Genomic DNA, 12246 nt, shown 5'->3' with positions numbered 1-12246 from the left:
TCAGCGCCAGAACCCGTTGTCGAGCTGCTCAAGTTGACGCGTCAGTTCGCTGCGGGCTTCACGGATGCGGCGCTCGTCCTGGGTGTCGAGCACTTGCTGGAACTGCGCGGCCCAATGCCCGAGTTGCTCGCGCAGTTCGCCGAGGTTTTCCTGATAAAGGCGCTCGAGGCGCGCCGTGAGTACAGTGTTGACCTGTTGGTCGCGCGGATGAACCTTCAACTGCGCCAAGGCTTGCAGGCGTTGCTGGATCTCCTCCGGGCTGAGCACGCCTGGGTTGTTCTCGATCACCAGCGAGTGCTGCTCGCCAGTCAGCGGGATGCTCACCTGGGCTTCCAGCAGGCCGTTGTTGTCGTAGGTGAAACGCACATCCAGCGAGACTTCACCGGCTTTGCGCTTGGGCACCGGGATATCCAGTTGGCCCAGTTCGATGTTGTCTTTGACCAGGCGGCTTTCGCCTTGGTAGATCTTGAGCAGTACGCGGGTCTGGTCGTCGTGAAGGGTGACCACGCTTTTGACGCGGCTCACCGGCACGCTGCTGTTGCGTTCGATCAGTGGCAGGTAGTGCCCGCTTTCGATATGGCCACCGTACTGATTCGAGGTTTCGATACCGAGGGTGTAAGGGCACACATCGGTCAGCACCACTTCTTCCAGTGCCGCAGAGCGCGCCTTGAGGGCCGCCTGGATCGCGGCGCCATGGGCGACCACCTGGTCCGGGTCGAGGCTGATGGACGGGAAGCGGCCAAACAGACCGGCGGCGAGTTTGCGTACCAACGGCATGCGCGTGGTACCGCCCACCAACAGGATTTCATCCAGGTCGCCGACACGAATCCGCGCATCACGCAGGGCCCGTTCAATCGGCGCGCGCAGGCGTTCCAGCAGCGGTGTGTAAAGCTTGGCCAGTTCCTGCTGGGTGATGGTTTTCACCCATTGCTGGCCGTCGACACGCAGGGCGAATTCGGCACTGTCGTCCTGGCCCAGGGCTTTGCGCACCCGTTCGGCTTCGCGGCGCAGGGCTTGCAGCACGCTGCTGGTGGGCGGGAAGCCTTGGGCGTTGCGCTGGCTGTCGACGAAATGTTCGAGCAACAGGGTGTCGAAGTCTTCGCCGCCAAGGAAGTTGTCGCCGGCGCTGGCGCGGACTTCCATCACACCGTCGAACAGCTCGATGATCGACACGTCAAAGGTGCCGCCGCCGAGGTCGAAGACCAGGAACGAGGTTTCTTTGTCGCGCTGATGCAGGCCGTAGGCGAGGGCGGCAGCGGTGGGTTCGTTGATCAGTTTTTCAACGTTGAGCCCCGCCAGCTCGCCGGCAATGCGCGTGGCCTTGCGTTGGCCGTCGCTGAAATACGCGGGCACGCTGATCACGGCTTCGGTAACGGTGTGGCCGTACGTGCGCTCGATGTCTTCCTTCAGGCTTTTGAGCACCAGCGCGGAGAGTTCTTCCGGACGGAACGAGCGGTCGCCCAGGCGCACTTCGGTGGCACTGCCCATGAAGCGCTTGAACAGCGAAGTGGTCAGGTGCGGGTGGGTGTGCAGGCGCTCTTTGGCAGCCTGGCCTACCAGGACACGGCCTTGATCATCCAGCCCGACCACGCTGGGGGTCAGCAACTGGCCAAGGGCATTGGGCACCAATTCGGCGGCGTCACCGCGCCAGACTGCAGCGAGACTGTTGGTGGTTCCCAGGTCGATTCCTACGATCATTACGACAAGCTCCCTCTGTGGTCTGTAAGAATCTGTTACCAATTTTACCCTGAAAGGTTGAAGAGAAAGCAAGGTGGTAAAGCCTCGCAGGTTTATAGGAAACGGCTTGCCGGGGATAGCGGTGTGTCGGTGGTATTAAAAGGCAGGCATAAAAAAACCGCTTCCGGTGAGGGAAGCGGTTTTTTGTTTACAACAGCGCTATCAGAACAACTTCAACGCCGGTGCTTCTTCTTTCAACGGCTCGTTCTTCGCGGTCTGCTCGTTCCAGCCACCGCCGAGGGCCTTGTACAGGTTGACCTCGCTGGTCAGCTGCGCCAGGCGGTCGGTGATCAGCGATTGCTGGGCACTGAACAGCTGGCGTTGGGCATCGAGGAACGTCAGGTTGCTGTCGACACCGATGCGGTAGCGACGTTCGGCCAGGCGGTAGTAATCCTGGTTGGCCGCGACGAAGCCACGCTGGGCCTCCAGTTGCTGCTTGTAGGTTTCACGCGCGGCGAGGCCGTCGGAGACTTCCTGGAAGCCGGTCTGGATCGCCTTCTCGTAGTTCGCCACGTTGATCTCTTTCTGGATCTTCGAGTAGTCCAGGCTGGCGCGCAGGCTGCCGGCGTTGAAGATCGGGATGTTGATCTGCGGGGCGAACGACCAGGTGCCCGAGCCGCCTTTGAACAGGCCGCCGAGGTCCGGGCTCAGGGTGCCGGCGTTGGCCGTCAAGCTGATGCTCGGGAAGAACGCTGCACGGGCCGCGCCGATATTGGCGTTGGCGGCCTTGAGGTTGTACTCGGCCTGCAGGATGTCGGGGCGACGTTGCAGCAGGTCCGACGGCAAGCCGGCCGGCACTTCGCTGAGCAGGTCATCCGACAGCGGCTTGCTGGCGATATTCGCCGGCAGGCCGGTGCCTAGCAGCAGGGTCAGGCTGTTTTCGTCCTGGGCAACCTGGCGGGTATACCGGGCCAGTTGCACGCGGGCGTTTTCCACCGAGGTGCGCGCCTGGCTCAGGTCGAGGGCCGAGGCCACGCCGACTTCGTTGCTGCGCGAGGTGAGCTTGAAGCTCTGCTCGAACGCGCCCAGGGTGTCCTGGGTCAGCTTGAGCAGTTCCTTGTCGGCCTGCCAGGTCAGGTAGGCATTGGCCACGCTGGCCACCAGGCTGATCTGGGTACTGCGGCGTGCTTCTTCAGTGGCGAAGTACTTCTGCAGCGCTTCTTCACTCAGGCTGCGCACGCGACCGAACAGGTCCAACTCATAGGAGCTGATCCCGAGGGTGGCCGAGTATTGGCTGGTGATGTTCGCTTCGCCGGTCTGCGAGGCACGGGCCGGCACACGCTGGCGGCTGCCGCTGCCATTGGCCGACACGGCCGGGAACAGGTCGGCACGCTGGATGCGGTACTGCGCGGCATACGCGTCGATGTTCAGGGCCGCAACGCGCAGGTCACGGTTGTTCATCAGCGCGGTCTGGATCAGCTGTTGCAGGGCAGGGTCATGGAAAAACTGCTTCCAGCCCTGCTCGGCAGCGGCCTGGTTCGGCGCCTGGGCCGACGAATACGCCGGCCCCTGCGGGAACTGCGCGGCCACCGGCGCTTCGGGGCGCTGATAGTCAGGTATCAGCGAGCAGCCACTGAGCACGAATGCCGTGACGGCTAGGGAAAGTAGCGACTTGCTCATTGGCCAGCCTCTTTAGGAGTTTCAGTAGTGTCAGTCTTTTTACGTTCGCCAGCAGCGGATACGGTTGCGAAGAACAATGGCACCCAGAAGATCGCCAGGACAGTGGCCGTGATCATACCGCCAATTACGCCGGTACCGATCGCGTGCTGGCTGCCTGAGCCGGCGCCCGAGGAGATCGCCAGCGGCAGTACGCCGAGGATGAACGCCATGGAGGTCATGATGATCGGCCGCAGACGCATCCGCGACGCCTCGATGGCCGCCTCGACGATGCCTTTGCCCTGTTCGTGAAGCTCTTTGGCGAACTCCACGATCAGAATGGCGTTTTTCGCCGCCAGGCCCACCGTCACCAAGAGGCCCACCTGGAAGAACACGTCGTTGGAGAGCCCGCGCATGCTGGTGGCGATCAACGCACCCACCACGCCCAGCGGCACGACCAGTACCACCGCGATCGGGATCGACCAGCTTTCGTACAGGGCCGCGAGGCACAGGAACACTACCAGCAGCGACAGGGCGTACAACGCAGGCGCCTGGGAGCCGGACAGACGTTCTTCGTACGACAGGCCCGTCCAGGCGTAACCCACGCCCGCCGGCAGTTCCTTGGCGATACGTTCGACTTCGGCCATGGCGTCACCGGTACTGTAGCCCGGAGCCGGGGTACCGAGGATTTCCATCGCCGCTACACCGTTGTAGCGCGAGAGTTTCGGCGAACCGAAGATCCACTTGCCCGAGGAGATGGCCGACATCGGCACCATCTTCCCGGAGTCGCTGCGCACGTACCACTTGTCCAGGTCTTCCGGGGACATGCGGCCAGCGGCCTCGCCTTGCACGTACACCTTCTTCACTCGACCACGGTCGATGAAGTCGTTGACGTAGCTGCCACCCAGGGCAATCGACAGGGTCTGGTTGATGCTCGACAGCGAAATACCTTGGGCACTGGCCTTCTCGTCATCGACGGTGAGCTCGTACTGCGGCTCATCGTTCACGCCGTTGGGACGCACACCGGCCAGGATTTTGCTTTGCGCTGCCGCACCGAGGAACTGGTTGCGCGCTTCCATCAGTTTTTCGTGGCCGACACCGCCCTGGTCTTGCAGGAACACGTCGAAACCGGTGGCGTTACCCAATTCCAGAACCGAAGGCGGCACGATGGCAAATACCATGGCGTCCTTGAAGGCCCCGAAGAAGTAACCCTGGGCACGCTTGGCAACCTCGAATACCGACATGGACGAATCGCGTTCATCCCACGGCTTGAGCATCACGAATGCCAGGCCCGAACTCTGGCCACGGCCGGCGAAGTTAAAGCCGTTTACGGTAAATACCGACTTCACAGCCTTGCCTTCGCCTGGCTCGCCTTCCTTGTCGTGGAGCAGGAAGGCGCGCATGTCGTCGATGACTTTCTGCGTACGTTCAGCCGAAGAGCCGACCGGGGTCTGCACCTGGGCGAAGATCACGCCCTGGTCTTCTTCTGGCAGGAACGCGCTTGGAATGCGGGTGAACAGCCAGATCATGCCGGCGAAGATGATCAGGTACACGAAGAATGCAGGAAACTTGTGCTTGATCATGTTGCCCACGCCGCGCTCGTAGCTCAGTACGCCACGGTCGAAGGTGCGGTTGAACCAGCCGAAGAAACCACGCTTGGGTTGGCCGTGCTTTTCCGGGTCGATCGGCTTGAGCATGGTGGCGCACAAGGCCGGTGTAAAGATCAGGGCAACCAGTACCGACAACGCCATGGCCGAAACGATGGTGATGGAGAACTGTTTGTAGATCACACCCGTAGAGCCGCCGAAGAACGCCATCGGCAGCAGTACCGCCGACAGGACCAGGGCAATACCTACCAGGGCGCCCTGGATCTGGCCCATGGATTTCACTGTCGCTTCTTTCGGCGACAGGTGTTCCTCGGCCATGACCCGCTCGACGTTTTCCACCACCACGATGGCATCGTCCACCAGCAAGCCGATGGCCAGGATCATGCCGAACATGGTCAGGGTGTTGATGGTGAAGCCGAACGCGGCCAGGATCCCGAAGGTACCCAGCAATACCACCGGTACCGTCATGGTGGTGATGATGGTGGCGCGGAAGTTCTGCAGGAACAGGAACATCACCAGGAATACCAGCACGATCGCCTCGACCAGGGTGTGGACTACACCGGAGATCGATTCGGTCACCACTGGCGTGGTGTCATACGGCACCACCGCCTTCATGCCTGGTGGGAAGAACGGTTCCAGGGACGCCACGGTGGCACGGATGGCCTTGGCGGTGTCCAGGGCGTTGGCGCCCGATGCCAGCTTGATCGCCATGCCGGAAGCGGGCTTGCCGTTGAACTGTGCACTGATGCTGTAGTTCTGGCCGCCCAGTTCGATGCGGGCGATGTCACGCAGGCGCACTTGCGAGCCGTCGGCATTCACCTTCATGAGGATCTTGCCGAACTCTTCGGCAGTCTGCAGGCGGGTCTTGCCGATGATGGTCGCGTTCAGCTGGGTGCCGGGCAGGGCAGGCAAACCGCCCAATTGACCGGTGGCCACCTGTACGTTTTGGGCCGAGATCGCGGTGCTGACGTCTACCGGGGTCAACTGGTAGTTGTTCAGTTTGGCCGGGTCGAGCCAGATACGCATGGCGTACTGCGAACCGAACACCTGGAAGTCACCGACGCCCGCGGTACGCGAGATCGGGTCCTGGATGTTGGACACGATGTAGTTGGACAAGTCGTCCTTGGTCATGCTGCCGTCTTCCGACACCAGACCGATCACCATCAGGAAGTTCTTCACCGACTTGGTCACGCGGATACCCTGCTGCTGCACTTCTTGCGGCAGCAGTGGGGTCGCCAGGTTCAGCTTGTTCTGCACCTGAACCTGGGCGATGTCCGGGTTGGTACCCTGGTTGAACGTCGCGGTGATGGTCATGCTGCCGTCGGAGTTACTGTCCGAGGCGACATAACGCAGGTTGTCGATACCGTTGAGCTGTTGCTCGATCACCTGCACCACGGTGTCCTGCACGGTTTGTGCGGACGCGCCTGGGTAGGTCACCTGGATGTCGATGGCGGTTGGCGCAATGGCCGGGTATTGGTTGATGGGCAACTTCAGGATCGACAGTGCCCCGACCAGCATGATCACCAGGGCAATTACCCAGGCGAAAATGGGACGGTCGATAAAAAATTTCGACATGGGTTACTCCCCCTGGCCAGCAGCGGCAGCAGGAGCTGGAGCAGAACCGGCAGGCTTGGCGTTGTCGGCGTCCTTGACCTTGACTTCGATGCCCGGCTTGATGAATTGCAGGCCTTCAGTGATCACGCGGTCACCGGCGTTCAGGCCTTTTTCCACCAGCCAGTAGGCGCCCGCAGTGCGGTTGGCCACCAGTTGACGCTGCTCGACCTTGTTGTCCTTGTTCACCACCATGGCGGTCGGGATACCTTTGATATCACGGGTCACGCCTTGCTGCGGTGCCAGGATGGCCTTGCTGTTGACGCCAGCTTGCAGTTGGGCGTGTACGAACATGCCCGGCAGCAGGGTGTGGTCAGGGTTGGGGAACACGGCGCGCAGGGTCACGGAACCGGTGGTCTGGTCAACCGACACTTCGGAGAACTCCAGCTTGCCGTCCTGGCCGTAGTCGCTGCCGTCTTCCAGGGTCAGCTTGACCTTGGCGGCATTGGCGCCGGCTTTTTCCAGTTGGCCGCTTTCCAGGTCACGGCGCAGTTTCAGCATTTCGGCCGAAGACTGCGTGACGTCGACGTAGATCGGGTCCAGTTGCTGGATGACGGCCATGGAGTCGGCCTGGCCATTGCTGACCAGCGCGCCTTCGGTCACCGAAGAACGGCCGATACGCCCGGAGATCGGCGCGTACACCTTGGTGTAGCGCACGTTGATCTGGGCCGTTTGAACGTTTGCTTCCGCGGTCATGCGGTTGGCGACAGCGGTGTCGTATTCCTGGCGGCTCACGGCCTGCTCATCGACCAGCTGCTTGTAGCGGTCGGTGATGGACTTGGTCTGGGTCAGGCTGGCCTGTGCGCTTTTCAGGGTGGCTTCATACACCGACGGGTCGATCTGGTAGAGCTGTTGCCCTTCCTTCACGTCCGCGCCTTCCTTGAACAGGCGCTTGAGGATGATGCCGTTGACCTGTGGGCGAACTTCCGCGATGCGGTAGGCGGTGGTGCGGCCTGGCAGCTCGGTGGTCAGGGTATAGGCTTGCGGTTGAATGGTGACCACGCCGACCTGAGGGGTTTGAGCGGGCGGAGCCGCTTCTTCCTTTTTACATCCGCTGAGCAGCGATGCCAGGGCGACGGCAGTGACCAGAGCGGTAACAGCTGGCTTAAGTTGCATGAAGATCCTCGGGTCAGGCGCGCAGGGTGCGCACAAGAAGTGTGGAAGGGTAAAAAACAAGCTGTGAGTAGATAAGTAGCTTGCTACGCAATATACTTACGTTCATGGTTGTTTGTAAACTCTTGACAGGCTTCGCGGAATGTTGACAAAGCAACGCCCAAAGCCTCGATTTTAGTACGTTCGGTGCCCATGACGGTGCCGTCCCACAATTATTCAGATCATCGTTACCGCCTATTAAATCTGCGTTACCGATAGTCCCAAGTACCCTGATTGAGGTTTTACTGCCATGGTTCGTCGCACCAAAGAGGAAGCTCAGGAAACGCGCAGCCAGATTCTCGAAGCCGCCGAGCAGGCCTTTTACGAGCGCGGCGTTGCGCGGACCACGCTGGCGGATATCGCCGCACTGGCCGGTGTGACGCGGGGTGCTATCTATTGGCATTTCAGCAACAAGTCCGATTTGCTGCAGGCGCTGCTCGACACCCTGCATGAGCCGCTGGATGAACTGGCCAGGGCCAGTGAAAGCGAGGATGAACTCGACCCGCTGGGCTGCATGCGCAAGCTGTTGATTCATTTGTTTCATCAAGTAGCCCTGGACCCGAAAACCCGGCGCATCAACGAGATCTTGTTCCATAAGTGCGAATTCACCGATGAAATGTGCGACATGCGCCGCCAGCGTCAGACCCACAGCCTGGAGTGCAACCTGCGCATCGGCCTGACATTGCGTAACGCGGTCCATCGCGGGCAACTTCCGGAAAATCTCGACACTGCCCGTGGCGCAGTGTGCATCCACGCCTACATCAACGGTCTGATCGGCCAGTGGCTCCTGGTGCCCGACAGCTTCCAACTGCATCAGGAGGCCGAGCGCTGGGTGGATGCCGGGCTGGACATGCTGCGCTGGAGCCCAAGCCTGCGCAATTAAGACAAAATGCGTAATTGCATCAGGTTGTGTCAACAGTAAAGCCCAAGGACCGTCAATCGTCCTTTTGCCTGATGGGTGGGGTGACTTTATATACGGGCTGGCGGGCGGTTGATAGGTAGCCGACTAAGTATTTTGTAGCGATTTTGTTGCAGGGCTGTGAAGGAGTGTTTCCTGGCCCCATGAAAAAGCCCCGGTTCCTGCGAGCCGGGGCTTTCTCGTTTCAGCACGTTACATTACAGCGCCAGCGTCGGGTAATCGATGTAGCCGACCGGGCCTTTGCTATAGAAGGTGTCTGGACGTGCTTCGTTGAGCGGCGCATCAGCCTTCAAGCGCGCTGGCAAATCCGGGTTGGCAATGAACGGCACACCCCAGGCCACGGCATCGGCTTTACCTTCGGCCAGCCAGGCGTTGGCGCTGTCCTTGGTGAAGCGTTCGTTGGCGATGTAGGTGCCACCGAAAGCCTTCTTGAGTTGTGGACCGAGGCTGTCGGCGCCTTCTTTCTCACGGGAGCAGATAAACGCGATGCCACGCTTGCCCAATTCACTGGCGACGTAGGTGAAGGTCTCCGCCAGGTTGTCGTCGCCCATGTCATGGGAGTCGGCGCGCGGTGCGAGGTGCACACCCACGCGGCCAGCACCCCAGACTTCGATGGCGGCGTCGGTCACTTCCAGCAGCAGGCGTGCACGGTTTTCCAGGGAGCCGCCGTACTGGTCAGTGCGCTTGTTGGTGCTGCTCTGCAGGAACTGGTCGAGCAGGTAGCCGTTGGCGCCATGGATTTCCACGCCGTCGAAACCGGCGGCCTTGGCGTTCTCGGCGCCGGTGCGGTAGGCGTCGATGATGTCGGCGATTTCAGCGGTTTCCAGTGCGCGTGGGGTCGGGTAGTCGGCCAGTGGGCGAACCAGGCTGACGTGGCCTTTGGGCTGGATCGCGCTCGGTGCGACCGGGGTTTCGCCGTTCAGGTACGACTCATGGGAAATACGTCCCACGTGCCACAGTTGCAGGAAGATCTTGCCGCCCGCGCCATGCACGGCCTTGGTGACGTTGGCCCAGCCGCGCACCTGATCGTTGGACCAGATGCCCGGGGTGTCCGGGTAGCCTACGCCCAGTGGCGTCACGGAGGTGGCTTCGCTGAGGATCAGCCCGGCGGAAGCGCGTTGCACGTAGTACTCGGCCATCAGCGCGTTGGGTACGCGACCGGCATCGGCACGGCAGCGGGTCAGCGGCGCCATGATGATACGGTTCGACAGTTCCAGGTCGCCCAGTTTGATTGGATCGAAAATAGTCGTCATGGGGAAAGCACCTTTGTCTTTGAAGTGGATCAGTTGGTCGCAGGGGCCAGGTCGGCATCGCCGCTCTGACGGAAAGTAATCAGGGTCACCACCAGCGCGAGAATCGCCAGGGCCGCTGCGGCCAACGGCACGCTGGTCAGGCCGAAACCGTGGGCGATTACACTGCCGCCCACCCAGGCTCCGAGGGCGTTGCCGATGTTGAACGCGCCGATGTTCAGGGTGGACACCAGGTTCGGTGCGGCCTTCCCGAAGGTCACTACGTTGATCTGCAGCGCAGGCACTGCGGCGAACGAGGAGGTGGCCCACAGGAACAGGGTGATTTCAGTCGGAATCACAGCGATGCTGGTCCAGGTCAGTGCCGTGGAGACCACCGCCATGCTGATGAACACGCCGATCAGGGTGGCCGCCAGGCGCTTGTCCGCGAGTTTGCCGCCGATAATGTTGCCTACAGTGAGGCCCAGGCCGATCAGCAATAGGGTCCAGGTCACGCCCTTGGGCGACACGCCTGTGACATCGCCGAGCAGCGGCGCGACATAGGTGAAGAGGGTGAACATGGACGCGGCAAACAATGCGGTCATGGTCAGCGACAGCCAGATGCCGGCGCCCTTGAGGGCCGCCAGTTCGGCACGCATGTCGAGTTTCTCTTCATCACGCTTGGCGGGCAGGAAGCGGATCAGGCCGATCAACGCCACCACACCAATCACCGTCACTGCCCAGAAGGTCGAGCGCCAGCCGGCTTCCTGGCCGAGTGCGGTACCCAGTGGTACACCGAGCACGTTGGCCAGGGTCAAGCCGGTGAACATCAGGGCCACGGCGGAGGCACGCTTGTTGGCCGGCACCAGGTTGGCTGCGACCACCGAACCAATACCAAAGAACGCACCGTGGCACAGTGCGGTAACGACACGGGCAAACATCAGCACGTTGTAGTCACTGGCCAGGGCACAGAGCAGGTTGCCGATAATGAAGATCCCCATCAACGCTACCAGGGCCGCCTTGCGTGGCAGCTTGGCGGTGGCCAGCGCCATGAAGGGGGCACCGATGGCCACGCCCAGGGCGTAGCCGGTGACCAGCCAGCCAGCGCCGGGAATCGATACGCCCAGGTCCGTCGCCACATCGGGCAACAAGCCCATGATGACGAACTCGGTGGTGCCGATGGCGAAGGCGCTGAGGGCCAGTATGAGTAGCGAGAGGGGCATTAGCGTTTCCTTGTTACAGCGGTGCGTTGTCGTCAGCGCTGAGTTCAGTGATGAGCGCCGCGAGGAAGGACTGGATGGTGTCCTCGTTGCGTTTGAAAAAGTGCCATTGGCCAGCCTTCTGGCTGCTGATCAACCCCGCCCGTTGCAATGTGGCCAGGTGGGCCGATACGGTCGACTGTGACAGGCCGCAGCGCTGATCGATCTGGCCGGCGCAGATGCCGTATTCGTGGTTGTGCAGTTGCTCGGGGAACTGCACCTTCGGGTCTTTCAGCCAGGTGAGGATGTCTCGTCGTACTGGGTGTGCCAGGGCTTTTATTATTTCGTCGAGGTCGATGGACATGGCAGGTGCTCGGTTTCGTAAAGCGTTATATCGCGATGAGGCGAACTTTAAATCGGTCTATCCCGATATACCAATATGATTTTGATCTGAGCCTAGGCTCAATCGGTATATCGGGTTATAACGATACGTTAAGGGCAGTGATAGACTGCGCGCCATGAATTATCTCGCACATCTGCACCTGGGCGGCCAACTTCCTGCGCAACTGCTGGGCAGCCTGTATGGCGACTTCGTCAAAGGCCGCCTGCAGGGCCAGTTCAGCCCGCAAATCGAAGCGGCTATCCAGTTGCATCGCTCGATTGACCGTTTTACCGACAGCCATCCGTTGGTCGATGCGGCGTTGTCGCGCTTTAGCCTGACTCGCCGGCGGTATGCCGGGATCGTCCTGGATGTGTTCTTCGACCACTGCCTGGCACGGGACTGGACGCTCTATGCCGACCAACCGCTGGAGCGCTTCACGTCGCAGGTGTACCGGGTGCTGGCGGCTGAGCCGCAATTGCCCGGGCGACTGGCGCAGATTGCGCCCTATATGGCAGCGGATGATTGGTTGGGCTCGTATCGAGAATTTGCGGTGATGGAGCAGGTGCTGCGGGGGATTTCGCGGCGACTGACACAGCCGGAGGCGTTGGGGTTTGCGATGCAGGAGTTGCGTCAACTTTATGAGCCGCTAAGCGAAGACTTCCGGCTGTTCTATCCAGAACTGCAAAAATTTGCCCAAGCTCAACTGACTACCGAGGTCTGAATGTGGGAGCTGGCTTGCCTGCGATTGCAGCCTGCCAGTTGATACATGTATTGCTGACCCACCGTTATCGCAGGCAAGCCAGCTCCCACATTTTGA

At 61.0% G+C, this 12246-nt stretch carries 9 protein-coding genes; 2 read left to right on the top strand and 7 right to left on the bottom strand.

Annotation, left to right across the window (positions count from 1 at the left end; genetic code table 11):
* The 4 genes from KHP07_RS01525 to KHP07_RS01510 form a co-directional block, all read right to left on the bottom strand.
* Nucleotides 1-1698, bottom strand: coding sequence for a molecular chaperone HscC (locus KHP07_RS01525; protein ID WP_078047282.1), 1698 nt, complete (start codon nt 1696-1698; stop codon nt 1-3).
* Nucleotides 1699-1899: 201 nt separating this feature from the next.
* Nucleotides 1900-3357, bottom strand: a complete 1458-nt coding sequence (gene adeC, locus KHP07_RS01520; RefSeq protein WP_214496483.1) for an AdeC/AdeK/OprM family multidrug efflux complex outer membrane factor — start codon at nt 3355-3357, stop codon at nt 1900-1902.
* Nucleotides 3354-6515 carry an efflux RND transporter permease subunit gene (locus tag KHP07_RS01515; RefSeq protein WP_078047284.1) on the bottom strand — a complete coding sequence of 1054 codons (3162 nt, stop codon included), beginning with the start codon at nt 6513-6515 and terminating at the stop codon, nt 3354-3356. Before KHP07_RS01515 ends, adeC begins: the two co-directional genes overlap by 4 nt.
* A gap of 3 nt (nt 6516-6518) precedes the next feature.
* Nucleotides 6519-7667 (bottom strand): efflux RND transporter periplasmic adaptor subunit, encoded by a 1149-nt coding sequence (locus KHP07_RS01510; protein ID WP_078047285.1) that lies wholly within the window; start codon nt 7665-7667, stop codon nt 6519-6521.
* A gap of 286 nt (nt 7668-7953) precedes the next feature.
* Here KHP07_RS01510 and KHP07_RS01505 point away from each other — a divergent pair, with 286 nt between their 5' ends.
* Entirely contained in the window at nt 7954-8586 is a 633-nt protein-coding gene (locus KHP07_RS01505; RefSeq protein ID WP_078047286.1) for a TetR family transcriptional regulator, read from the top strand.
* A 233-nt stretch (nt 8587-8819) separates the two neighbouring features.
* On the opposite strand, the gene KHP07_RS01500 is transcribed toward KHP07_RS01505, so the two are convergent.
* Genes KHP07_RS01500 through KHP07_RS01490 form a run of 3 tightly spaced genes read right to left on the bottom strand, consistent with a single transcriptional unit; the run spans nt 8820 to nt 11411 of the window.
* On the bottom strand, nt 8820-9875 hold the full coding sequence (locus KHP07_RS01500) for an alkene reductase (protein ID WP_078047287.1): 1056 nt from the start codon (nt 9873-9875) through the stop codon (nt 8820-8822).
* 29 nt (nt 9876-9904) lie between these two features.
* Entirely contained in the window at nt 9905-11071 is a 1167-nt protein-coding gene (locus KHP07_RS01495) for an MFS transporter (RefSeq protein ID WP_214496482.1), read from the bottom strand.
* A 13-nt stretch (nt 11072-11084) separates the two neighbouring features.
* Nucleotides 11085-11411 carry an ArsR/SmtB family transcription factor gene (locus KHP07_RS01490; protein ID WP_214496481.1) on the bottom strand — a complete coding sequence of 109 codons (327 nt, stop codon included), beginning with the start codon at nt 11409-11411 and terminating at the stop codon, nt 11085-11087.
* Nucleotides 11412-11565: 154 nt separating this feature from the next.
* On the opposite strand from KHP07_RS01490, the gene KHP07_RS01485 reads away from it, so the two are divergent.
* The gene (locus KHP07_RS01485) at nt 11566-12150 is read left to right on the top strand and encodes an acyl carrier protein phosphodiesterase (RefSeq protein ID WP_099493783.1); all 585 of its coding nucleotides are present in this window, start codon (nt 11566-11568) and stop codon (nt 12148-12150) included.
* Nucleotides 12151-12246: the final 96 nt, after the last annotated feature.

This window comes from Pseudomonas sp. VS40, from assembly GCF_018587885.1.
Classification (GTDB): domain Bacteria; phylum Pseudomonadota; class Gammaproteobacteria; order Pseudomonadales; family Pseudomonadaceae; genus Aquipseudomonas; species Aquipseudomonas pergaminensis.
Note: the sequence above shows the minus strand (reverse complement) of the source record. Positions and strands in the feature narration are given on the sequence as shown.